Annotated in this window: 20 protein-coding genes and 1 pseudogene; 3 read left to right on the top strand and 18 right to left on the bottom strand. The window is 43.1% G+C overall.

Annotated features, from left to right (window positions below; genetic code table 11):
* Window position 1: 1 nt before the first annotated feature.
* The 10 genes from AS888_RS23440 to AS888_RS23395 form a co-directional block, all read right to left on the bottom strand.
* Entirely contained in the window at window positions 2-1,063 is a 1,062-nt protein-coding gene (locus tag AS888_RS23440; RefSeq protein WP_061144499.1) for a phosphotransferase family protein, read from the bottom strand.
* A gap of 31 nt (window positions 1,064-1,094) precedes the next feature.
* On the bottom strand, window positions 1,095-1,496 hold the full coding sequence (locus AS888_RS23435; protein WP_061144498.1) for an acyl-CoA thioesterase: 402 nt from the start codon (window positions 1,494-1,496) through the stop codon (window positions 1,095-1,097).
* A 15-nt stretch (window positions 1,497-1,511) separates the two neighbouring features.
* A complete protein-coding gene (locus AS888_RS23430; protein ID WP_185113158.1) occupies window positions 1,512-2,291 on the bottom strand; it encodes an enoyl-CoA hydratase in 780 nt (259 codons plus the stop codon).
* Complete coding sequence (locus AS888_RS23425; RefSeq protein ID WP_061144496.1) at window positions 2,291-3,175, bottom strand: 3-hydroxyacyl-CoA dehydrogenase family protein; 885 nt, start codon at window positions 3,173-3,175, stop codon at window positions 2,291-2,293. The genes AS888_RS23430 and AS888_RS23425 overlap by 1 nt, the downstream gene beginning before the upstream one ends.
* Before the next feature lie 42 nt (window positions 3,176-3,217).
* Window positions 3,218-3,781 carry a TetR/AcrR family transcriptional regulator gene (locus tag AS888_RS23420; RefSeq protein WP_061144495.1) on the bottom strand — a complete coding sequence of 188 codons (564 nt, stop codon included), beginning with the start codon at window positions 3,779-3,781 and terminating at the stop codon, window positions 3,218-3,220.
* 67 nt (window positions 3,782-3,848) lie between these two features.
* Window positions 3,849-5,465 carry a long-chain-fatty-acid--CoA ligase gene (locus AS888_RS23415; protein ID WP_061144494.1) on the bottom strand — a complete coding sequence of 539 codons (1,617 nt, stop codon included), beginning with the start codon at window positions 5,463-5,465 and terminating at the stop codon, window positions 3,849-3,851.
* Window positions 5,466-5,497: 32 nt separating this feature from the next.
* Window positions 5,498-6,271, bottom strand: a complete 774-nt coding sequence (locus AS888_RS23410) for an SDR family oxidoreductase (protein WP_061144493.1) — start codon at window positions 6,269-6,271, stop codon at window positions 5,498-5,500.
* A complete protein-coding gene (locus AS888_RS23405) occupies window positions 6,268-7,497 on the bottom strand; it encodes an acyl-CoA dehydrogenase (RefSeq protein WP_061144492.1) in 1,230 nt (409 codons plus the stop codon). The genes AS888_RS23410 and AS888_RS23405 overlap by 4 nt, the downstream gene beginning before the upstream one ends.
* 88 nt (window positions 7,498-7,585) lie before the next feature.
* The gene (locus AS888_RS23400) at window positions 7,586-8,938 is read right to left on the bottom strand and encodes an ATP-binding protein (protein WP_061144491.1); all 1,353 of its coding nucleotides are present in this window, start codon (window positions 8,936-8,938) and stop codon (window positions 7,586-7,588) included.
* Between the two features lie 181 nt (window positions 8,939-9,119).
* Entirely contained in the window at window positions 9,120-10,472 is a 1,353-nt protein-coding gene (locus tag AS888_RS23395; protein ID WP_061144490.1) for a TrkH family potassium uptake protein, read from the bottom strand.
* A gap of 232 nt (window positions 10,473-10,704) precedes the next feature.
* Between AS888_RS23395 and AS888_RS23390 the strand changes: the two genes are divergently transcribed.
* The gene (locus AS888_RS23390) at window positions 10,705-10,896 is read left to right on the top strand and encodes an alpha/beta-type small acid-soluble spore protein (RefSeq protein ID WP_061144489.1); all 192 of its coding nucleotides are present in this window, start codon (window positions 10,705-10,707) and stop codon (window positions 10,894-10,896) included.
* Between the two features lie 53 nt (window positions 10,897-10,949).
* Here the strand turns inward: AS888_RS23390 and AS888_RS23385 are convergent, their stop codons facing one another.
* The 6 genes and pseudogenes from AS888_RS23385 to AS888_RS27090 all read right to left on the bottom strand — a co-directional run bounded on the left by AS888_RS23385 (window position 10,950) and on the right by AS888_RS27090 (window position 17,694).
* Window positions 10,950-12,269, bottom strand: a complete 1,320-nt coding sequence (locus tag AS888_RS23385; protein ID WP_061144488.1) for an anti-sigma factor domain-containing protein — start codon at window positions 12,267-12,269, stop codon at window positions 10,950-10,952.
* A complete protein-coding gene (sigI, locus tag AS888_RS23380; protein ID WP_061144487.1) occupies window positions 12,266-13,009 on the bottom strand; it encodes an RNA polymerase sigma factor SigI in 744 nt (247 codons plus the stop codon). Before sigI ends, AS888_RS23385 begins: the two co-directional genes overlap by 4 nt.
* A gap of 313 nt (window positions 13,010-13,322) precedes the next feature.
* Window positions 13,323-13,598 (bottom strand): hypothetical protein, encoded by a 276-nt coding sequence (locus AS888_RS26550; RefSeq protein WP_155645596.1) that lies wholly within the window; start codon window positions 13,596-13,598, stop codon window positions 13,323-13,325.
* Between the two features lie 376 nt (window positions 13,599-13,974).
* Window positions 13,975-14,757 carry a TerC family protein gene (locus tag AS888_RS23370; protein WP_061144485.1) on the bottom strand — a complete coding sequence of 261 codons (783 nt, stop codon included), beginning with the start codon at window positions 14,755-14,757 and terminating at the stop codon, window positions 13,975-13,977.
* 256 nt (window positions 14,758-15,013) lie between these two features.
* The gene (locus AS888_RS23365; RefSeq protein ID WP_061144484.1) at window positions 15,014-16,576 is read right to left on the bottom strand and encodes an aldehyde dehydrogenase family protein; all 1,563 of its coding nucleotides are present in this window, start codon (window positions 16,574-16,576) and stop codon (window positions 15,014-15,016) included.
* A gap of 123 nt (window positions 16,577-16,699) precedes the next feature.
* Window positions 16,700-17,694: pseudogene (locus AS888_RS27090) on the bottom strand (SDR family oxidoreductase).
* A 322-nt stretch (window positions 17,695-18,016) separates the two neighbouring features.
* Between AS888_RS27090 and AS888_RS23355 the strand changes: the two are divergent.
* Window positions 18,017-19,210, top strand: coding sequence for an FtsW/RodA/SpoVE family cell cycle protein (locus tag AS888_RS23355; protein ID WP_061144483.1), 1,194 nt, complete (start codon window positions 18,017-18,019; stop codon window positions 19,208-19,210).
* A 50-nt stretch (window positions 19,211-19,260) separates the two neighbouring features.
* Here the strand turns inward: AS888_RS23355 and nhaC are convergent, their stop codons facing one another.
* Both nhaC and AS888_RS23345 read right to left on the bottom strand, forming a co-directional pair.
* Window positions 19,261-20,640 (bottom strand): Na+/H+ antiporter NhaC, encoded by a 1,380-nt coding sequence (nhaC, locus tag AS888_RS23350; RefSeq protein WP_061144482.1) that lies wholly within the window; start codon window positions 20,638-20,640, stop codon window positions 19,261-19,263.
* A 281-nt stretch (window positions 20,641-20,921) separates the two neighbouring features.
* Window positions 20,922-22,496, bottom strand: a complete 1,575-nt coding sequence (locus AS888_RS23345) for a peptide chain release factor 3 (protein ID WP_061144481.1) — start codon at window positions 22,494-22,496, stop codon at window positions 20,922-20,924.
* 808 nt (window positions 22,497-23,304) lie between these two features.
* Here AS888_RS23345 and cspD point away from each other — a divergent pair.
* Window positions 23,305-23,508, top strand: coding sequence for a cold-shock protein CspD (cspD, locus tag AS888_RS23340; RefSeq protein ID WP_061144480.1), 204 nt, complete (start codon window positions 23,305-23,307; stop codon window positions 23,506-23,508).
* Window positions 23,509-23,611 lie beyond the last annotated feature (103 nt).

Raw genomic sequence — 23,611 nt, 5'->3', positions numbered from 1 at the left:
TTTAAACTTCCTTCGCTGCAACATTGGCTGCATGGGTAACCAAGCTTTTTACCGTTTTTCCAAGTTGGGAAAAGCGGGGATCATTCGTCTGCCCTTTTTTATACCTGGAATAGATTTGCTGAAGGATGACGGCCAATTTAAAATAACCAAAGGTAACATAAAAATCGATATTGGATACATCCCTGCCGCTTCTGCTTGCATACGTCTCGATAAATTCCTCTCGCGTCAAAAAACCGTTTAAAGTGGTGATTGAAGCATGTCCAAGGCCAAGTTTGATCAATTCGGGGTCATCGCTTTCCATCCAATAGCTTAAGGCCACTCCTAGATCGGCGAGCGGATCGCCAACGGTCGCCATCTCCCAATCGAATAACCCCACCATTTCCGTAAGGTCTTGATTGAACCTGGCATTGTTGATCTTATAGTCATAATGGATGATCGAAGTCTGGCTATATTGTGGGATATTCTGCTGTAAATAAGTAAGGAGCGGCATCAATTCTTTGATTTCATCCGTCTTTGCCCTCTCATATCGCGAAATCCACCCGTGTACCTGCCTCTTGATGAATCCATCTGGTCTGGAGATTTCCACTAACCCCGTTTTCTCATATGGAATCGCGTGAAGATCGGCGAGCCGATTGACCATGACATGAGAAAGGCTGCGGCATCGCTCCACCGTAGGAACGATGCCTTCGGGAAATGCACCATCTATGACCAGTCCATGTTTCCTTTCCATTAAGAAAAAGGGGGCTCCCACAATCGATTCATCATCCGAAAACAAGATAGGCTCGGGGGCCGATTGGAAATAGGGATGGATGGAAGAAAGGATATGATGTTCACGCTTCATATCGTGTGCCTTGGGAGCGACAGGACCAAGCGGCGGTCTTCTCAGGACAGCCTCCCACTCCCCCATTTTCAATTGATAGGTCAAGTTTGAATAGCCGGTTGAAAATTGTTGAAGGTTTAACGGCTCAATGGGAAGATCCTTGACATTTTTCCTGAGAAAATTTTCTAAAACGTCAATATTTAGCTCCTCCCCGGGCCGAACTGGAATCGTATCGTCCACCATATATGCTTCAATCCTTTCTACTTATTTCAAGCTAATGAAGTACAATCTCCGAGATGAGCTTCTCTTTCATCTTTTCAGGTATCGGTTCACTTTTTTGAGTGGCAAAATTATAACAGACCAAAACCGCATGCCCCTCGGCAATGATCTCTCCCGTTTGGGAACAAAGGATTTCGTGGATCATATCACAGCTTTTTGTGCCTACCTTTGTCAATGAAGTCTTTATCGTCAACAGTTGATTGAAGTAACCTTGACCAATAAAATTACAGTTTGTCGAGGCTAATAAAAAATTCCATGGTTGAGCATCCATTGCAAGACCGAGAGCTTCAAAGAACTTCATGCGTGCTTCTTCGAGATAGATGAAATAACTGGTGTTATTGATAGGACCAAAGGCATCCGTTTCGGAAAAACGGACGTTCACTCTGAATTCATGCATAAGACCCCTCCTTGATTAACGGTGTACGAAAGACGGTTTACGCTTATTCAGGAAAGCGGAAACACCCTCTTTGACATCTTCGGTTTGAAAGATTTCCACGAATAAATTCGTTTCTAGCTCCAGTCCTTCTTCAAGTGTCGCTTCACTTCCATCATTGATCGCCTTCTTGATTCTCGAAAGCGCCTGCAGGGAGTGCCTGGTTATCCTTGAGGCCAGCATTTTCGCCTCGGCCAAACCGCTGCCCTTTCCGACGACTTTATTGACGAGCCCAATCTTTTCCGCTTCTTTGGCATCAAGAGGATCACCGGTAAAAATGATTTCCTTTGCTTTTGCATTTCCAACAAGCCGGGACAGGCGTTGTGTCCCGCCGCCCCCAGGAAATAAGCCTAATTTAACCTCGGGAAGGCCGATTTGGACTTGAGCCTCTGCAATGCGCAAGTCACAGGCCAAAGCGAGTTCGCATCCTCCTCCTAAAGTGAGGCCGTTCAATACAGCTATCGTCGGTTTAGGGAACTGGTCAACCATCGTCAATACAGCATGCCCTTCCTTTACCGTTTCCTTCATATTCGGATTTCCCATCAGGTTAGGGAATTCCTTTATATCGGCACCGGCTGCAAACGCCATATCCCCAGCGCCCGTTATGAGGACGGCTACCGTTTCATTGTCGCGGGAAAGTTCCGTGAAGGTCTCTCCCAATTCTTTGAATACGTGTTTGCTAATGACGTTTAACGGTGGATTATCAATGGTGATGATTGCAAGCTTGTTTTCCTTTTCCACTTTAATGAACCTTGTCATCAATGCTTCACCCCTTGATTTGGATATTCATACCAGCCCTTACCCGATTTCCTTCCTAAATGGCCCTGCTTCACCTTTTCTTCGATACTCGCATTCGGCTTGTCCTCAGGATTTCCCGTTTCATTGTATCGCTGCTGCATGACAAAATAGCCTACATCAATTCCCGATAAATCCATCAGTTCAAACGGTCCGATGGGATGGCTTAGCGCTTTTCGGCAAATTAAATCGATATCCTTATAGTCGACAATTCCTTCTTCATACAAATATAAAGCTTCACGCTGAAGGGCACCCAAAATCCGATTGGCTACGAATCCCGATATTTCTTTCCTTAATAACACGCCGGTCCTATTCATTCTCTGTGTGACTTTCATCGCTTGCTTTGCTGTTTCTTCAGATGTTTGATCGCTCATGACCACTTCAACACAATCCATTACTAGAGGTGGGAAAAAGAAATGCATATTGATGAACTTGTCCGGACGTGTTGTCACGCTTGCAAGCAAGCTATTGACAATCGTTGAACTATTGGTGGCGAAAATGGTTTCAGCAGGTGCCAACTTGTCCAGTTTTGCGAAAACATCCTGCTTCACATCAAGTTTTTCTACAACCGCTTCAATGATCAAATCAGCTCCTTCGGCCGCCTTCTCCAAGTCGGAAGTGTATTGAAGTCGGCTAAAAGCCGCCAATTTCCGATCTTCTGACAATTTACCTTTTTGGACCCATTTGGTCATGATCGCTTCCAATTTCCCCTTGGCTTCATTCAATGCTTGTTCCTGGACATCCTGAAGAATCGTCTCATATCCTCCCAAAGCGGCAAGCATCGCGATTTGATGCCCCATCTGGCCGGCTCCGATAACGGTTATCGATTGAATTTGCTCGTTTGTCATGTTTCAATCTCCCTTCTAACTAGTCAGTATGTAGCCCATATATCATGCTTCAATTCCATGTAGAATCATCCCCATGAAAATGTCTGCCACTTCCCGCTCATTTTTTTCACCCTCTGGGTCGAACCAATGATAGCTCCAATTAGCCACCCCCAAAATGGCAAAGGAGATGATGGAGGCATCGAGATTGGCACGCAATTCACCACTCTCGATGCCACAAATCAGCACCTGCTCGATTTTGCTGCGAAATTCATCTCGTTTTGGGAGGATTTGTGCCAATTTTTCATTACTTAGATTTTTCATTTCCCGAAAAAAGACCGTTGCGCTCGACTTTTTCGTTTTAATGCTTTTTAAAAGCATATGAACGATATCGAAAAGGATATCCTTGCAGGTTTTCCCTGGAGTCGAAATGATTTTTGCTTGCTCATTAAGCAATTCATCTATATACGCTAGATGAATATCCATCAGCAATTGCTCTTTGCTCGTGAAATAATAATAAAATGTACCTTTCGTAACGCCAATCGATTCGACGATATCCGTAATCGACGTTTCACTGAAGCCCTTTTTTTCGAATAAGCGTATGCTATGTTCAGTCATTTTTTCCTTCATGTATGCATCCTCGCAATCTGTTAAAATTTCAGTGAATCGATATCATACGCTGTCGTACTCTTGAACCCTATAATTTATTGGATAGTTCTTCCCTTAAAGCCCGCCTCAATATCTTTCCGACATTCGTTTTTGGCAACTCTTCACGAAATTCAACGAAATGCGGAACCTTATAGGCAGCCAGGTTTGCACGGCAGTAATCGATGATTTCCTGTTCACTTGCCATTTTCCCATCTTTCAGTACAAGCACTGCTTTTACCGACTCTCCTCTGTAGGCATCCGGAACTCCGATGACCACCGCTTCCCGCACAGCAGGATGTTCATAGAGTACTTCTTCCACATCACGCGGGTAAATGTTATAGCCGCTTGCAATGATCAAGTCCTTCTTCCTATCGACGATATAAAGGTATCCTTCTTCATCAACCTTGGCGATATCCCCGGTATATAGCCAGCCGTCCCTAAGGGTGACTGCCGTTTCCTCTGGCATATTCCAATACCCTTTCATCACTTGGGGACCTTTGACGACCAATTCACCCAATTCACCTGGTGCCACTTCTTTTGTTCCATCACCTAGATCCATGACTTTATATTCCGTCGAAGGGACGCCGATCCCGACACTTCCCGGCTTCCTTTCGGCAAATGCCGGGTTGCAATGCGTTGTTGGCGAAGCTTCCGTAAGCCCATAGCCTTCCAAGATCTTCGCACCCGATTTCCGTTCAAACTCTCGTAAAAGCTCTACCGGCATTGGTGCACTTCCGCTGTTACAGAGTTTAATCGAGTCCATCCCATACTCTTCGGCCTTTGGATGGTTCGTCAGTGCTACATACATGGTCGGAACTCCGGGAAAAGTCGTCGGCTGCTCACGTTTGATCGTTTCAAGCACTTCATCTATTTCGAATCGTGGCAGCATGATTGAATCACCGGCGATAAATACGGATAAATTCATGGCGGATGTCATTCCAAAAACATGGAAAAGCGGGATGATCGATAGCGTTCTTTGAGAACCGATATTTAATTCATGCTTGAAGAATTCGTAGCACTGAACGACGTTTGCAAGAATATTGCGGTGAGTCAGCATGGCCCCTTTCGAACGTCCCGTCGTCCCTCCTGTATATTGAAGAACGGCGATATCATGTTCCGGATCGATGGATACAGGATTGATGTTGCCGTCTCCTCCCTCCATGAATTCATCAAATGAAGTATCAGGCGAGAAAACGGCCTTCGATGGCTGCAGGCTCACTGCCATGATATTTTTCAGGTTCGTATGATGCTGCACACTCTTCACTTTCGGATATAATCCATCCAATACGACGATCGTTTCGGCTCCGGAGTCCTGCAAGATATGCCGCAATTCCCTTTCAACAAGCATGGGATTGATTTGGGTGATGATCGCACCAGCGGTCAAGGATCCATAATATGCAATCACATATTGCGGACAGTTAGGCAGCATGATAGCGACACGATCGCCCTTTTGAATCCCTTTTTTTTGAAGGGCTGAGGCAAAGGCCTGCGACGCAAGAAAAAGTTCCTGATATGTGATTTTTTGATTATAAAAAGTGATAGCTGTATTGGTTGGATAGGATTGACATGCATTTTGAAGAATTCTTTGCATCGGGAAATCAGGCACCTTTATTTCCTTTGAAATTGAATCGGGATACACGGATAGCCACTTTTTACCATTAGTCATTACATTCCCTCCAGCCATTTATTTACTAGTCCTTACATTGCATGTGAACCCCCATCGACAACCAGGATGTTTCCTGTTACATAATCTGAAGCCTTTGAAGCCAGGAAAACGGCAGCACCTTTTAAATCATCATCACTGCCTAATCTTTTGAGCGGGGTGGAATCCAAGATGGGATTCTCTCCTTGCGCCAGCACCCCTTTCGTCATTTTCGTCGGAAAGAATCCAGGTGCGATTGCATTGACATGAATATTGTGCTGGCCCCATTTTACGGCTAGATCCTTCGTTAATGTAATGACCGCCCCTTTGCTCGTATTGTATCCGACCGTATCGAGCACCCGTGGGTCCGTCCCCCCTAATCCAGCAACGGAAGCGATGTTGATGATTTTTCCATATCCCTGCTCAATCATGATCCTGGCTGCAGTCTGGCTCATGATGAAGGTTCCGGTAACATTGACATTCATTACTTTATGCCAGGCTTCAAGCGGCATATCGATTGCTGGCGCTCCCCAGGAGGCGCCGCTATTGTTGACGAGAATATCAATGGAGCCGAATTCACGAAACGTTTCATTAACCACTTCCTGTACATCTGAAGGATTGGTGATATCGCACTTGAAGGAAAGCGCCCTGACTCCAAGCCCTTCGATTTTCAAAGCCACTTCATCGCATGCCAGCTTGTTCCTGGAACAAAGGACGACATTAGCCCCCGCTTCGGCAAAACCGGTCGCTATTTGTTCACCTAGCCCCCTGCCGCCGCCGGTTATGATTGCCGTTTTTCCAGTCAGATCGAATAGGTCCTTCACGTTCATATTTTCACCTCATGCTTTTGTTGATATTTCCGAAGCTCGATTTTTGCCACTTGTGATCGGTGCACTTCATCGGGCCCATCAGCAAGCCTCAGCGTCCGGGCATTGGCCCAATGTGCGGCAAAAGGGAAATCATCGGAAATTCCTGCAGCGCCAAAGCCTTGGATGGCCCGGTCAAGCACCTTCAATGCCATATTCGGCGCAACCACTTTTATCATCGCAATTTCCGCCTTCGCCTCCTTGTTCCCTACCGTATCCATCATATAAGCTGCCTTTAATGTCAACAGCCTGGCCTGCTCGATTTCAATCCGTGAATCGGCGACCCACTCCATGATCACGCCTTGTCTCGCTAAAGGCTTCCCAAACGCGACACGACCTTGAATACGCTTACATAATTCTTCAAGCGCCCTTTCAGCCGCGCCGATCAGCCTCATGCAATGATGGATTCTTCCAGGACCCAATCTACCTTGGGCTATTGCGAATCCCTTGCCCTCACCCCATAAAATATTCGTTGCCGGGACCCTTACATTGTCGAAATTGATCTCGGCATGTCCATGAGGAGCATGGTCATAGCCGAATACAGGAAGCATTCTTTCGATTTTGACGCCCGGTGTATCAATCGGCACAAGAATCATGGACTGTTGCTCATGCCTCGATGCTTCAGGATTTGTCTTCCCCATAACGATGGCTATCTTGCATCGTGGATCTCCTGCCCCTGAAGACCACCATTTCCGGCCGTTTATGACATACTCATTACCGGACTTTTCGATCCTGCACTCAATATTGGTGGCATCGGAAGAGGCTACATCAGGCTCCGTCATCGAGAAGCATGAGCGGATATCCCCTGCAAGCAACGGCTTCAGCCAACGTTCCTTATGCTCGTCGGAGCCGTACCTCACCAAAACTTCCATATTGCCTGTATCAGGTGCATTACAGTTGAAGATTTCAGGACCTATCATCGACCTTCCCATGATCTCGCAAAGCGGTGCATATTCCAGATTCGTTAAACCTGCGCCATAACTGCTATCGGGTAAAAATAAATTCCATAACCCTTCTTCCTTTGCTTTCGCCGTCAATTCGGCTAAGATCGGCGGTATATCGCTCCAACGGCTTTTCTGCTTCTCGAGCTGTTTTTGGTATACAGCTTCATTGGGATAGACGTACCTTTCCATGAATTCAGTTAACTTGGTTTCCAGAGCTTTCACCTTTTGAGTATGTTCGAAGTTCAAATTGACTTCCTCCTCTACCAACTGACCGGTTAGTATGTTTTCACCTTTACAGTATATACATAATTTTCCTATTTTTTCAACAATTAAATCACTTATTTTCTTGTCCTTCCTTCGCCCCCACTTTCTCCTCCTTTTCGCTGCCGTTTCTCTCGTTTTCTTGAACGGCAGGGAATACACAGACGATTTTCGTTCCTTTTTTCAACTCACTTGTTATGAAAACCTTTCCGCCATGCTTTTCGATGATCTTGAAACAAACGGAAAGTCCCAATCCTGTTCCAGATGATTTCGTCGTAAAAAATGGTTCTCCCACTTTCTGAAGGGAATTTTCCGGGATGCCCTCCCCCTCATCCAAAATGCTTACAAACACTTCCCCGTTTTTTTCATAAATGCTCAAAAAAATATTTCCGCCATTCGGCATTGATTCTATCGAATTTTTAATGATATTGATTAATACTTGCTTGATTTGATTTTCATCAAAGCGCATGAAAATCGGTTCTGCATCATAATTTTTTTGAATTTGTATATTGTTCAATACGGCATTTGTCTCAAGCAAGGTTACGACATGATTGCAGCTTTTTTTCAAATCCTTCTCAAGAAAAACTGCACCGCTCGGTTTGGAAAGCAGCAGGAGTTCATTCAAGACTTGTTCGATTCGATTTATTTCCGAAAAAATAATGTCATAATACTCCTGTTTATCCGCCCCTCCATCTTTGATCAACTTGACGAATCCCAATATCGCCGTCATCGGGTTTCTTACCTCATGCGCTATTCCTGCGGCAAGTTGGGCAGCTGTGGATAGCTTGCTTGATGTGATTGCCAAATGTTCGTTCAGGTTTACTAGTTCTTCTTCTGCATGCTTACGTTCATTGATTTCGGATAATATCCCTGCAGTCCCGATGAATTTCCCCGTTTCATCGTATATCAGTTTAACAAATGCTTCGACCCAACTGCTTCCCTTTTTGCCATCGCGTAACTTAATGTCAACGCGAAAATATTTATTTCCTTGATGAAAGGATTCCGCAAACGCCTTCAATACGTCTTGATATGAAGCATTATCCATATGTTTTGAAAAATGCAGCCCGAGTGATTCATTAACGGTTGCACCGCTCATCGACTTCCAGGCCGGGTTTAAGTACAGCCACTTCCCTTTATGATCCGTTTGGAAAATGACCTCATTGAAGCTATTGATCAATTCCTTGGAGTACTTGGAGAAAATGCGATATCGTCCTTCGCTATCCTGCAATAGTGAGATGGTCCTCCGTTTATCATCATAAATCGCACCCAAACACCAGGCCAAGGCTAAGACGACAAATAAATAAATTCCCAGTAACACAGGGAATCCGCCTTCCTTGAGGACGGTCGATGCTAAAATCGGCAAAATCAATAAGATGAACAGTGCAGGAACCATGATTCTTCCAGTATATTTCTTTATTTCCTCCACCTCCTTTACGTGACTCCTCTAAACGGCATTTGCTCTACCTGAACGGGAAGCATATTGGACGACTATATTTATAAATGGGAAATAACTCTCTTGTAGGTAAATTTCAACATTTTATCATTGATTCCTGCCACCAACACAAAAAACCTTTCCTGATAGGAAAGGTTCATGGTCGGCCATTGTTTTAACCAATGATGACACGTTCTTTTGGATAATGATAAATTTCCCTGATTTCCTTGTGACCTATGATATAAAGCAAGGAGGTTATCCCGACACGGCCAATAAACATGATGATCATGATGACAATCTTACCTGTATGGCTAAGATCTGGAGTGATGCCCATCGAAAGACCAACAGACCCGAAAGCAGAGCATACTTCGAAGATGATTTGGGTCAAAGTGAAGTTCTCGGTAATCGTCAAAATGAAGATCGCTATTATGCATAGAAGTGAACCCATGATCATAACGGCTGTTGCCTTCCGGATATCATCTGGATGTATCTCCCGCTTGAATACTTTAATGGAGCGCCTTCCCCGCATGAAATTCCACAAGAAAAGAATCATGATGGCCAGGGTTGTCGTGCGGATACCCCCTCCGACTGAACTTGGGGAGGCTCCAATGAACATCAGGATGCTCATCAATAACAGGGTCGGCTCCGAAAAGTCGCTCACATTCATGGTTGTTAAACCGCCGCTCCGTGTATTGGAAGACATGAATAAAGAATAGAAGAACGATTCATGCCAATTCTTGTCTTTAAAGAATCCGTTCACTTCCAGGAGGAAGATCATGATCGTGCCGCCAATGATGAGCGAAAAGAATGTGACGGATGTCAATTTCGTGAATAAGGAAAAATGAAACTTATAAGTACGGGCACCATTGGATAAAAATTCTTTCAACTCAATCAAGACTGGAAATCCGATGGCTCCAAGGGTAAGCAGGATTATCGTGATGAACTGAACAAAATAGTCCCCTTTAAAAGGAATCATCGAAATGCCGGTTATGTCAAAACCAGCGTTCGTGGTGGAACTGATTGCCAAGAACAGCCCATTGATAAAAGCTTCTTTCCAGTTTGGGTAATAATTTAAAAAATAAACCCCTAAAACCAGTGCGCCAATCATTTCAATTACAACAAATATCTGAATGATTTGGATCAATAATTTCACAAGGCCTGAAAGATTCGATTGATTTTGATCCGTCATGATCAATTGCCTTTCCTTCAAACCGATCTTTTTTCCTAGGATCAGCCAAAAAAACGTTCCGAGCGTCATGATGCCAATTCCGCCGAATTGGAGGACGAACATCAGGATGAAGTAGCCAGCTTCACTGAACACATCAGGTGTACTGACCACCGTCAAGCCAGTTACACTGACCGCACTGACGGCCGTAAATAGTGCGTCCATGAATTCCCACTCAACACCAGGCTTAAGGGCAACCGGCAGACTAAGAAGGATTGTTGAAATGCTGACAGCTAAAAAATAATAACCGACAATAAGCTGAGCAGGTGTTAACTTTGATAATATTTTTTTTATAGCAACCATTAAGCGTTTCCTTTCTTACTCCTTTATAACTAGATGGACCACAAACCCATTAATAATATAGTTTACCCTTTTTTCATTCTTTTTTCCATTCTCTTTTAAAACTGACTTCCTTGCAACAATAAGGCAGGTTTACCAAAAAGTTTGATCCTGCTACCATAAGTAAAACTCCTCATTCTACTTATACTATCATTACAGCGGCAGAAGCCGTTGAACATGTAAAGGGGAGATTCAAATGGCTAACAGCAGCAATAACCTTCTTGTTCCTGGAATCGAACAAGCATTAGATCAAATCAAATATGAAATCGCATCAGAATTCGGTGTACAATTAGGTTCCGATACTTCAGCACGTGCCAATGGTTCCGTTGGTGGAGAAATCACCAAACGCCTTGTACAACAAGCTCAATCTCAACTTAAAGGTCAATAATTCACACAATTGAATATCCATGGCTAAGAGTCCAGCTTCCTGCTGGACTCTTTTTAATGATTCCATTCATGCCGGTTTTCCTCATGATCCTTACCTCTTTTCTGTGTCTTCATCTCTCGGTTGCCTTTTTTTAGATTGTGCCTTTCATGATCCAGATGATTCTTTTCTTGTCCCTTTCTCTTTTCCTGGAATGATGGCTGCCCTTTTCCACCCTGTTTCGCCTTTTCATGCTTCTGTTTGTCTCTGGCATGATTGCTTCGTTCCTCACGGCGCCTTTGATTGGCTTGAAACTCTCGATTGCTTTGATCGTTTCGTTTGCGTTCAATGGTTCGGCTGTGTCGGTTGCCTTGAATGTTTGGATCGCTTCTTTTGTTTTGTATGCTTCGGCTGCTGAATGGTTTATTCTCTGTCTTGTTGTTTTTTTCCTTAAACCGTTTTATTCCAGGGTGTTTGGCGCTTTTATCATCCCGGTTGGTTTTTTCGTTTTTTTCGTCTGGCTTTGTCACTAAATGTTCAGCTACTGGCTGTTTGACCTCAGTCAAACGATTTTGCTTGACGGCATTCGCATCGTTCACTTTTTTGTTTTCTCTGTCCGACTGCCTTTCTTTGTCCTGATTTTCACCCTGCTTTTGGGAAGTGCCATTTTTCTCTTCTATCGGTTTATCTTGTTCAGGATCAGGTACCCTTTTATTCACTTTTGTCTTGTCTTGATTCATTTTCAATTTCTTTTCGACATATTTACCTGTCGAGATGCCTTGTGCCTTGGCTTGCTCCCGATCACTTTTCGTTGCCTGAATCACCTTCATCTTTGTTTTTAGGTTTTCCTGCTCGGTTATTTCTTTAATCTCTTCCTTTAAATTCTTATCCAGTTTTTTATCTTTATCCAATAACGTGGTCGACACGACTATTTGTTTTTTGCCTTTTAAATATCCAAGTTGCTTTGTCGTTTCAACAATCCGGTTTGTAACAGTCTTGATTCCCTTGCCTTTCCAATCTTTCAGTTGACCGATGACAAGCTTGCCGTCTTCGTTTAAACCGGTAAGCTTAAGCACAGCCAACTGGTCATCCAGCTCCAATTCAATGCTGGGATTCACATCGATCGTCATATAAGCCGACACATGCCCAGTGAAATAAGACGGCAGGATTGAAAAAAGAATAAGAAAGGTGGTGGCTATACTTAACACGGCCTTTTTCCTGAAAGTTGATTGGAAACTGGAAATGGTGAAAGCTGTCTTGTGTTTGACAGGGGAAAAAGTGATTTCCTCCCCCACTTCATATGCCCGTTCGTCTCTCTTCGCTTTTAGGAATTCACCCTCGGGGGTCAATAGGGTTACGAAACGCTTATTTACTGACAGAATAACTCCTTTTTTCATCCATTGATAGCCCCTTTTATATAATCATTCAAGTACAAAAAATCTCCGTTTATTATGATTGCCACAGCAATGATGTACTTTCGGTTCCGTTCAATTGTTTTTCTGCTTACTTCCACTTTTCCCTCAAGCTGTTTAACTGGCAGCCGCTTTTTTGCAAACAGGATTTCTTTCAGTTCGTCGTCATCCATTAGCAGCTTGGCGATCATGATCGCACCTTTTCTGGCATCAGCATGTTTTGGAGAGTTTTCAACGAGATCTTCAAATGTCAGCCCAAAATCCTGTAGATGGCTTATATATAGGTGAATTTCTTCTTTCCTTTTCCCTGCTTCCTTTTGCTTTTCGTATTCATGGATGGAATTTTCGTTATCGATATATATATGGCTTTGATCATTGTCATCATTAAGCGATAGATCCAAAAGGATTTCTTTCCGCTTCGACTGGCTTCTTAAATAATCTATAACCCTTCGTTTAACGAGGGTTTCGGCAAATGCCAATAACGAACGGCCTTTGTCAGGGGAGTATTTGTCGATCGCTTCGTTAAAAGCAATCAGACCTATACTGAATTCATCATCTGATTCATATATGTAACGTCTGCACACTGACGAGACGGTTTTCGCTATAAAAGGTTTGAATGACTCTATCGTATCATTGCGAAGGCTTATATCGCCTTGTTGAATTTTCAATACGGTTTCTTCTAAAGAACGCTTTTTTTTAAATGCTGTAAACAACAATCCAAGCATTTGCTCACCTCGCTTCTGTTGATAAAAATATGAATCAACATACTTATCTTAAGCGGAGAGAGTCTAAAAGACAGTACCAAAAGAACCATTTTTGCCGAATTGTTGAAATCACATCATAACGCAACATGACAAAGTGCTTAGTTTTTTCTCGTTTATTACAGTGCCATTACATTACATTATCTTTTTCCGTATCCTTGTCTAAATCAATGGGACAATTGTCATTTTTCTAACCATAATTTAATATTCACAGCTTTTAACATATCATTCGAAAACACTCTTAGCGTTATGTGGGTATTGTCCATAAATCCGTTTTTTATGTTAGAAAAATATCGTGTATAGAAGATTCTTGTAAAAAAACAGGTGATAATGAGTGAGCTGCAGTTTCTTTGGTCATCGTTATGTTCGTAACGAGGAGAAAGATAAAATCTTCATTGCCTATTGTGTTGGCGATTTGTACCACGACCGTTCCATTGTTCGGCAGGCTCTCCCTTTCCAGGGCCGTTCGGGGACCCTCCTCAAGCTTTGCGTTTATCGGGTCCACGTAGTCACGCATTTCGCGCTGGAGTGTCGCACACCTACTCCATTCCACTTAGCGTGAAAATAAAGGGAGCTTCTCCATTTCCTACAGTTTAATTGACTTGTACAGTGCCCGTTTCTTTCCACTCTGCTGGATGGAAAAATGGAATCCCGATTGTCCACATCAGCTGAAGAGAAACCGTACAAAGAGCATGCGAAAAGCCCAAGTTTTAAATGACCCCGCCCCAAAATTCGATGCAAAGCCCAAACTCGCTAACCGTTGCTTTCCTCTCCGCTCCGCATTGTAAACGAAGGTGGAACCCCGATTGCCTTATACATGTGCTTGAGCCGAACAATGATTCTTGTAACATCAAAAAGGGTTTTGGAATGTAATCATCCCAAAACCCTTTGATCTGCAAGCTGAGTCTTGCTTTAGTTCGTCGGTATTTTTATGCTTCTTGTATTTGTTTTTCTTTTTTCTCATTTTTCTCTTTTTTACTTGAGATGATCCACGCACCTACCGCTATGCCAATCAATACCACCCAGAAAATCGATTTCCAAAGGGTGGATTCAGGGAAATGGTGGTCGATGACCGCCAGCGAAGGGTGTGCGAGTGTGTGTACCGCCAATTTCACTCCAACCCAACCCACAATCAAAAATGCTGCGGTTTCCAGTGAAGGACGCTGATGAAGCAATTTCACGAATCCATTGGCTGCAAATCGCATAATGATCAATCCAATCAGACCGCCGAGGAACATGACAGCGAATTGCCCTCCGTCAATACCGCCGACTTTCATCCAGCCTGTTGCAGGAAGTGTAACCGCAAGCGCGACGGCAGCCAGCATTGAATCGATTGCGAAAGCTATATCGGCCGCTTCAACCTTTACTACGGTCATCCAGAAGCCAGATTGCTTTTTAGGCTTCGTGATTTCCTTCTTACCTTTATGAGCGTATTTTTTATAAATGTTCTGAAAAGCAATGAACAGCAAGTAAATCGCACCGATTGCTTGAATTTGCCACACGTCGACAAGAAAGGAAATCAGGAATAGACTTGCAAAGCGGAAAACGAAAGCTCCCATCAGTCCATAAAACAAGGCTTTACGTTGTTGTTCTTTCGGTAAATGCTTAACCATGACAGCCATGACGACTGCGTTATCCGCAGCGAGTATTCCTTCCAAACCGACCAAAATGAGAAGGACCCAGCCATATTCCAATAGTAATGATGCTTCCATCCATTCAACCTCCAATAGTTTGTATTCCCTTCCTATCGGCATCGGCAAAATAAAAAGACCTTTGCCATATAGGCAAAGGTCTTGCTGAACATGAAATCATGTCAACAAAGCCGATGGATGTTTCCATCCACGTAATGACGACTTTGTTTTAGGGCGAACCCTAACGCTACTCCCCTTTGAAAAGGAAAATCAGTTATTAAGTATATTAATAGTATACGCAAGTATTATGAAAATAACAATCTTTTTTTAAAATGAATCAATCTTTTCGTTTCGCTTTGGATATTTTGATCAATTTCATATAATCTTTTCCAAATTCAATCCAGTTCGGTTTACCGGAAAAATAGTTCTTGAACAATGATAAGAAGGTTGGGTATTTCCCCTCATATGGATACCATTGAATTTCTGTATTTTTGTGACCATTGTCTACCATGATCGCCTTTTCATGGCAAAAAATCTTCAGTCCCTGTTCGCCATGATAACGGCCAACGCCACTTTGTTTCGCACCGCCAAATGGTAAATGGTGATTGGCAACCGTAATGAGTACATCATTGATCGTTACCGCTCCGGTTACTAACTGTGAGGCAATCCGTCTTGCTTTTTCCTTATCGATTGTCCATACGCTTGAATTAAGGCCATATTCACTTTCATTTGCCAGGGCGACCGCTTCCTCCTCGGAATCAAAAGGCATAACGGGCAATACGGGTCCGAATGTTTCTTCTTTCATGATCCTCATGGAGTGGTCGACATTGGACAAAATCATGGGTGGAATGAAATGGGTCCCACCGGTTTTCCACTCTTTTGGGAGTTTTCCAGCTTCAAGTATCGCTCCCTTATCGAGGGCATCCTCCAAGTGTGCAGCCACAATATCCACCTGGCCCGGAAACGTCATCGAACCGATATCATCCTTTAAATTCGTCCCTTGCCTCATGGCCTCCGTTTTTTCTTTAAGCAGCGCGAGGAATTCCTGATAAACCGGGCGCTCCACATAAACCCTTTCGACACTCATACAGACCTGCCCGCTGTTCGTAAAGGCTCCCCAAAGTGCGCCGTTCACTGCCCGTTCCAGGTTCGCATCACGCAGGACGATCATCGGATCCTTCCCTCCAAGCTCGAGAGTGGTCGGTATTGAATGTTTTGCCGCAACTTCGCCAATTATTTTTCCAGTCCTTACAGATCCGGTAAAAAAGATATAATCTGGTTTTTGCTCCGTCAACGCTGCGCCCAATTCCTTCCCACCATGGGCAAATTGAATCGTATCCTTAGGGAAACCAGTTTTAACAAACAAATTTTCGATGCATACTCCAACCAGTGGAGTTACCTCCGATGGCTTGGCAATGACCGTATTTCCTGCTGCAAGTGCGTTAAGAATGGGGACCATCGCCAGCTGGAACGGATAATTCCACGGCGAGATGACCAGCACGGTCCCACGTGGCATGTATTCAATATAAGATTTTTTTCCAATCAACATGAGCGGAGTGGCAACCTTTTTTCCGGAAAGAGATTTAATCGCATGTTTTTCGATATGCTTGATCGCATCAATGGTTGGCATGATGTCTGCCACCAGCGCTTCAATTTTCAATTTTCCCGTATCTTTGGAAATGATTTCAGCTATCTCATCCATCTTTTCGACCATAAGCAGGCGAAGCTGTCGTAAATAATGCAGTCGTTCACTTATGGAAAGCTTCGACCATGTTTGGAACGAATGTCTTGATTTTGTATAGATAAGTGGAATTGACGACAGTGGCGTCGGCTCGATTTCGGCAATCTTCTCACCTGTTGCCGGGGAAAACACTTCCCACTTGTCATGTATTTCTTCCATAATTACTCCCCTTGCCTTACCTTATTTTAATTTGGTGCCCTTCATCATGTTTGTGTTTTGAATAATACTCGACCATGGCAGGAACAGCTTCTTTAAAGCCAGGACAAATGATCCCTTAAGCGATTAAATCCGCTTGCGCACAAGAGCAGTCAAAACGCCCTTTCCAAGTGAGAAATAATCAAGAGCCTCTTTTTCCACGCCTAAGAATCTCCGCACCTGACGTATGGATAAAAACGCCTTACTTAGTGACAGAGGGACATGGCCTTTTGGTTTTTTCTTGTACAATTCAGCAACGAAAAGCTCATAAATTTCCTTAGCCGTACACGGGTTGGGATCGGTCAGATGATAGGTTTTTCCTGCACCTTCTTTATATAATGCCAGAAATGCAGTTGCCTGTATAATATAATCGATTGGAACAAGGTTCACGACCGTTTCCCTCTCCGAAGAGATGTATGGAAAAAAAGGAAGGAAGCTTAAGCGATCAAGAAAATTAAGGATAAAATAGGGGCCATCGAATTTAATCGTTTGCCCTGTCTGAGAATGTCCCTTTACGATACCGGGCCTGATTATCGTGATGGGAATTTCTTTTTTAAGCTCCTCTACCATTAATTCAGCTTCCTATTTCGTCCGTTCATAATGGTTCCTGAAGCTCATCGGCAGCTTCAATTCACGCTCGTATAAACACCCTTCCCGCATCCCCGCTACATAAGCGGTGCTGAAATAGGTGTATCGCTTAAGTGCAATCACCCCTTTGGCCCATTCGTTTACTTGCTTGGTTCCCACTACATTGACAAGCCTGGCCAATTTTTCCGGGACAGCCAGATCGTATATCGCGGCAAGATGGAAAAGTTGCGTGACTTGTTGCTGAAGTTCATGGATACCTCCAATGAAAAACCAAGATGCTCCTTCGTAATATCCCCCGTCACGATTTCAAAGGCGATTTTCATACCATCCCATTCATCTTCAATCCTTTTGGTCTCCTTTTCTGCTTTTGCCCTTTGCTGAGGTAAAACGAGCAAATAAATCTTATTTATCCTTTCATCACGCCGAACCAGCTCCCTGATTAATTGATTACTGATGAAACCTGGAAACCCGGTGAAAAAATGAATGTGCCCCATGAAATCCACCCTCTCATCATTTCACTTGTCTTATGTTCTTCTAGACATAATAGTACTATCAAAATGGAATATATAGTAAATTTTTTTGTTTTCCTAAAGGATAATTCATCTATTCTATCGAAGATAATAGATGTAGGAATGGATATTTTGCGAGTAGTTGAAATGACAATCACTTCAATTTCATCGGATAAAGTGTTTACTATTGTTTCTTGGAGGATAAATTCATGTTACACAATAAAAATTATTATCTAAATAACTGATTTTCCGTTACTATATAAGAAGGCGATTTTTTCGCGCATACATATTTGAGGTGAGCGCACAAGTGAAAAGAATAATTAAAGCATACGACTTCCCTATTTTCATTGCTGTCGTATTACTCTGTTTGTTTGGTTTAGTGATGATTTATAGCTCGAGCATGATCACGGCTGTCGCTCGATACAAGGAGCCCATGGATTTCTTCTTTGAGAAACAAAAAATGGCTTTTATCATCTCATTTTTAGCAATGATCGTGACGATGATTCTTCCTTATAAGATGTACAAAAACAAAAACTTCTTAATGCTTATGATGTTGGGAATGGCCGGTATCCTTTTGCTGCTCTTTATCTTTGGCCATACAGCCGGGAATGCCACAAGCTGGTTTAAGATAGGAACAAAATCGATACAGCCAGCAGAATTTTCGAAGCTTGCCATGATCATTTATCTTGCAGCCATTTACGGAAAAAGGCAGGATCGAATCAACAGCATTGATAAAGCCGTCATCCCCCCGATTTTCTTTCTCGTATTCATTTGTTTTTTAATCGGGATACAACCTGACTATGGAACGGCAGCTGTCATTTTCCTGATTTCAAGTACCATGATCATATCATCTGGCATGTCCTTCAAGAGTATATTCAAGCTCTCATTGATTACTTCGATATTCGTTGCCATATTTGCATTGGGGATCATTCTGACAGGAAATTTGTCATCGGTTTTCTCGGAAAATAAAGTGTCCCGTTTTACAGGGTTTGCAGATCCTTTTGGCCAAGAGGGTGGAAATGGGTACCAACTCGTGAATTCATTGTATGCGATAGGATCAGGCGGCCTTACAGGTGTCGGGCTTGGTGATAGTGTACAAAAATACGGGTACCTGCCTGAATCCCATACGGATTTCATCATTTCCGTCATTGCAGAAGAGCTTGGGATATTCGGAGTGGGCTTCGTTTTATTGACTTTAGGTTTTATCGTCCTTAGAGGATTCATACTCTCAGCAAAGTGTAAAGACCCATTTGGCAGCCTATTATTGATCGGGATCTCTTCCATGATCGGCATTCAGGTTGGCATCAATATTGGCGGGGCGACTGGACTGATTCCCATCACCGGGATCACGCTTCCGTTCATCAGCTATGGCGGTTCATCCCTATTGCTGCTCATGATTTCTATGGGGATATTCCAAAATGTCATCATGCGAATGAATCTACTGGAACAGAAAGAAAAGGTCATCTCCATACCAAAGGATGAGATCGCTTCAACGAAATAAGGAATTCTTCATGAAAAAACAGGCAGTCGCAATTCGACCGCCTGTTTTTTTCATTTATAGTGGATGCCTACTTTCGTAAAGCCCGAAATCAAACTGAGCAAAGGGCAAATTAAACAAAAGAATGCAAAGGGCGCATATTCAAGTGTTGGAACACCCAATACCTTTGTCAGGAATACACCGCAGACTCCCCATGGAACAAGTGGATTCACGACTGTTCCGGCATCTTCAAGTACCCTCCCAAGCGTTTTTGGCTGTAACCCTAGCTCTTCATATTTCTGCTGAAAGGCTTTCCCAGGCAGGATAACTGACAAATACTGTTCCCCCACCAGGAAATTCACGCTGATTCCTGCAAAAACGGTAGCTGAAATCAATTTTGCTACACTCGTCAATGAATCCCGGACCGCATGCAGGATGGAAGGGATGACTCCTAATTCAAACAATAGTCCACCCATCGCCAAAGCCAACAACACCATAGAAACGGAGAACATCATGCTTTCGATGCCGCCCCGCGATAGGATGGTGTCAAGTTGTTCCATCCCGCTCTTCAGCACAAATCCGCCGTATAAAATATCCGCCAGTTTTGCAACGGTCATATTTGGCGTTTGCATGAAAGCAATGACAGCCGCCGAAACGATTCCAGCTGACAATGTCGGAATCGCCGACACTTTTTTCAATGCCATGACCAGGATGACGACAAACGGAATCAAACTCCATACGCTAATGTTCGTTTCCATTTCCAAGGCTTTCGTCATGGCTTCAATTTCCTCAACACGAGACAGTTTGACATCCGGTGAAAGGAAGTAAAAAAAGATAAGTGATAGCAAAAACCCCGGAATCGTTGTCCACAGCATATTATTAATATGTTCAAATAGTGGCACTCCCACCGTTCCCGAAGCAAGGTTGGTCGAGTCGGATAGCGGAGACATTTTATCGCCAAGAAATGCACCGGAAATGATAGCACCGGCTGTAATCGCCAGCGATAAATCCATCGCCGCCGCCATACCAATGAAAGCAACACCGACCGTCGCTGATGTTGTAAGTGAACTCCCGATACAGAGCCCGATTAGCGAGCACACCAGAAATGTGACCGCATAGAAATATTCCCCAGAAATCCAGTCAAACCCATAGTACATGATGGTAGGGATGGTCCCGCTTGCCATCCAGATCGAAATGAGCATGCCAATGAAAAAGAATATATAGATGGCTCCCATACCAGAAACCGCACCTTTGACGATGGCCGCCTCCATGATCGAAAATGGAAGCTTCTTGATTTTTCCATAAACGAATAAAAAAAGGATGGCGGCAATAATCGGAATATGTGGTACAAGTTCATAATGGATGATTCCTATTGCAATAATTAAAAACAGCATCGCTAAAACACAAATAGCTTCAGGTAAAGAGAGTTTTAGCTTGGCATCTTCGAGACGCATGATGTATTTTCCCCGCTTTCATTTTGTATATTCTTGAGGTAAGACTGTTATCGATCATTGTCTACTGATACGCTTTTAAGCGTTAAAGTACCAGCTAAATATAAAGGAGTTGCTGCAGTTTGTCAAAGGAATAATTTAGGAGCATCATTATTCGGATGAGATGGATTTGCCATGCTGTTTGATTCTATAGTCGGCTCCCGAGCTAGCAGAACTAATGAAAGTAAGCAAGAAAAGGCTCCACAATCAAAAAAAGCCCGTGTATACGACACGGGCTTTCATGATTATTTCAAATCCATGGGATTATATAATTCCACATCAGGATTTTTATCTTGGAACCAACGGAGTGCAAACTCATTTTCGAATAAGAATGCGTATTTATCAAAGCGGTCTTTAACAAGTATGCTTCTTGAGCTATGAAGATTTTCATCAAGCTTTTCATCTTCGGCCCAGCGGGTAATTTTACTGCCCATGCGCTCCATCAGGACTTCAACATTGTATTCGTTCCTCATTCGATGCTCAAACACCTCGAATTGAAGCTGCCCGACGGCACCAAGGAGATATTCTTCCATACGGACCGTCTTGAAGAGCTGTATTGCCCCTTCTTGGACCAGTTGGTTAATTCCTTTATGGAAATGTTTTTGTTTCATTACGTTCTTAGCCGTAACCCGCATGAATAGTTCCGGAGTGAATTGTGGTAACTTCTCGAATTGGAACATATCCTTGCTGGTTGTGATCGTGTCGCCGATTTGGTAGTTCCCTGTATCATATAAACCGATGATATCCCCGCTTACCGCCTCGTTTACCGTATTCCGATCATCAGCCATGAACTGGGTTGAAGAAGAAAGATTGATCGGCTTGCCCGTCCTGCTCAAGTTGACGCTCATTCCGCGCTCGAATTTACCGGAGCAGATGCGCAGGAAAGCGATGCGATCACGGTGTTTTGGATTCATATTCGCTTGAATCTTGAAAATGAAACCTGAAAAATCATTACTGACAGGGCTCATTTCACCAGATGTCGTCATTCGTGCTTGTGGAGCTGGTGCAAATTGAAGATAAGCATCCAAAAACGTTTGGACACCGAAAGTCGTCAAGGCACTTCCGAAGAATACAGGACTCAATTTGCCATTGGCGATGCTTTCTTCAGAGAATTGGTTGCCCGCTTCGGTCAGCAGCATGATTTCTTCCAAAGTTTGCTCATACAACTGGGAATCCTTAAGTGCATGGTCGATTTCAAGTTCACCTTCAGCATTCAATGGAAGGAAACGCTCTTCGCCCTCCGTCTTGAACTGTTCAATGCGATTGTTGAATCTATCGTAAATGCCGACAAAGTCTTTTCCCATTCCAATTGGCCAGTTCATTGGATATGTCTCGATGCCCAATACCTCTTCAAGCTCGGCAAGCAACTCGAGCGGCATTTTACCTTGACGGTCCATTTTGTTGATAAACGTGAAAATCGGGATGCCCCTCATGCGGCATACTTTGAATAATTTAACCGTCTGATCCTCGATTCCTTTTGCCGAATCGATGATCATCACGGCGCTATCTACAGCCATCAGTGTACGATAGGTGTCTTCACTGAAGTCTTGGTGACCTGGTGTATCAAGAATATTCACACGGAAATCATCATAATCGAATTGCATGACGGAGGATGTAACGGAAATTCCACGTTGTTTTTCGATCTCCATCCAGTCACTTGTTGCATACTTGCCAGTCTTTCTCGCTTTAACTGTTCCGGCATCGCGAATCGCACCGCCAAACAGCAATAATTTTTCGGTCAAAGTCGTTTTCCCGGCATCCGGGTGGGAGATGATTGCGAAGGTCCGACGCGATTGGACCTCATCTTTTAATGTAGTCATAAAATGTTCCTTTCGTTAGTGGAGTCAACAATTTCGAGAAAAATTTATAGGTGAACTTCTTGTATTTTTACATTGGAATGTCAACCTTTCTTTGTATGTAAAAAATCCTGATCATACACAAGATATGTTAGGAACATATATCACAAGGCTAAAGCCTTGTCTACTTGGCATTCATTTCAATCAACCTTACTATTTTAACACGATATGAAGGAAAGATGTAGAGGTGAATGAATCATATGAGGATTTGTTCGAAGCCAAACAAAAGACGCCTGTTCAGCGCCCTTTCTTATTATTTCTATGATTTGTTCATTTCGCAACTTATCTTGCAGTTTTCATCGCTTTTTGATTTCGTTTATTTTTCCAGCGCTTCTTTACCTCTTTGAATATGATCGGCGCAGCAAAAATTAAGGCTCTTTTCAAAAGTTTCTTCATTATTCATCAGTCCTTTCTTCGTTAACCTTTACCCGCTTACTTCCCAATGAAAACGTGTTTGAGCTATTGTTTTTTTTTGAAAATTCAACATTAGGCACCTAGTTAAGCGCTAATAATGGACATCCCTCATTATTATTCCCCTGAAAAAAGGTATAAAATACCTTCATTTGTTTTATCCTTTATAAAGGTGGGTATATAGTAAAAAGTTTGGAAATTCACCCATAAGAAAGCCTTCTAGCATTCACTTATTATTAAGCATCTTCCCATATGGATTCCAAGCTTGAGTGAGGGTTCTTGATAATGTGTGAAATGGATTCTTCCATCGAGGAAAAATTTTCACCATTAATTTTTTAACATTTTTAGGAGGATTCATCGAATGACAGTAACTGGAAAGGTAAAATGGTTTAATAGTGACAAAGGGTTTGGATTCATTGAAGTTCCGGACGGAGATGATGTATTCGTACATTTTTCTGCGATTCAGGGAGATGGTTTCAAAACACTTGATGAAGGACAAGAGGTCGAGTTTGAGATTGAAGAAGGTAACCGTGGACCTCAAGCAAAAAACGTCGTAAAACTATAAAGTTTGGAAACATCATCATAGGTCAAATGCAAACAAAGAGGATGCTGCCCACTTTAATGGGGCGGCATTCTCTTTGTCTACGTACTGATTTCGTTCCTTAGCC

It is taken from the genome of Peribacillus simplex (genome assembly GCF_001542915.1).
GTDB lineage: Bacteria > Bacillota > Bacilli > Bacillales > DSM-1321 > Peribacillus > Peribacillus simplex_B.
Note: the sequence above shows the minus strand (reverse complement) of the source record. Positions and strands in the feature narration are given on the sequence as shown.

Bases quoted from the DNA above. Each gene is read 5' to 3' on its own strand.
- AS888_RS23440 (WP_061144499.1), bottom strand. From the start codon at position 1,063: ATGGTGGACGATACGATTCCAGTTCGGCCCGGGGAGGAGCTAAATATT.
- AS888_RS23435 (WP_061144498.1), bottom strand. From the start codon at position 1,496: ATGCATGAATTCAGAGTGAACGTCCGTTTTTCCGAAACGGATGCCTTT.
- AS888_RS23430 (WP_185113158.1), bottom strand. From the start codon at position 2,291: ATGACAAGGTTCATTAAAGTGGAAAAGGAAAACAAGCTTGCAATCATC.
- AS888_RS23425 (WP_061144496.1), bottom strand. From the start codon at position 3,175: ATGACAAACGAGCAAATTCAATCGATAACCGTTATCGGAGCCGGCCAG.
- AS888_RS23420 (WP_061144495.1), bottom strand. From the start codon at position 3,781: ATGAAGGAAAAAATGACTGAACATAGCATACGCTTATTCGAAAAAAAG.
- AS888_RS23415 (WP_061144494.1), bottom strand. From the start codon at position 5,465: ATGACTAATGGTAAAAAGTGGCTATCCGTGTATCCCGATTCAATTTCA.
- AS888_RS23410 (WP_061144493.1), bottom strand. From the start codon at position 6,271: ATGAACGTGAAGGACCTATTCGATCTGACTGGAAAAACGGCAATCATA.
- AS888_RS23395 (WP_061144490.1), bottom strand. From the start codon at position 10,472: ATGGTTGCTATAAAAAAAATATTATCAAAGTTAACACCTGCTCAGCTT.
- AS888_RS23390 (WP_061144489.1), top strand. From the start codon at position 10,705: ATGGCTAACAGCAGCAATAACCTTCTTGTTCCTGGAATCGAACAAGCA.
- AS888_RS23385 (WP_061144488.1), bottom strand. From the start codon at position 12,269: ATGAAAAAAGGAGTTATTCTGTCAGTAAATAAGCGTTTCGTAACCCTA.
- sigI (WP_061144487.1), bottom strand. From the start codon at position 13,009: ATGCTTGGATTGTTGTTTACAGCATTTAAAAAAAAGCGTTCTTTAGAA.
- AS888_RS23370 (WP_061144485.1), bottom strand. From the start codon at position 14,757: ATGGAAGCATCATTACTATTGGAATATGGCTGGGTCCTTCTCATTTTG.
- AS888_RS23365 (WP_061144484.1), bottom strand. From the start codon at position 16,576: ATGGAAGAAATACATGACAAGTGGGAAGTGTTTTCCCCGGCAACAGGT.
- nhaC (WP_061144482.1), bottom strand. From the start codon at position 20,640: ATGCGTCTCGAAGATGCCAAGCTAAAACTCTCTTTACCTGAAGCTATT.
- AS888_RS23345 (WP_061144481.1), bottom strand. From the start codon at position 22,496: ATGACTACATTAAAAGATGAGGTCCAATCGCGTCGGACCTTCGCAATC.
- cspD (WP_061144480.1), top strand. From the start codon at position 23,305: ATGACAGTAACTGGAAAGGTAAAATGGTTTAATAGTGACAAAGGGTTT.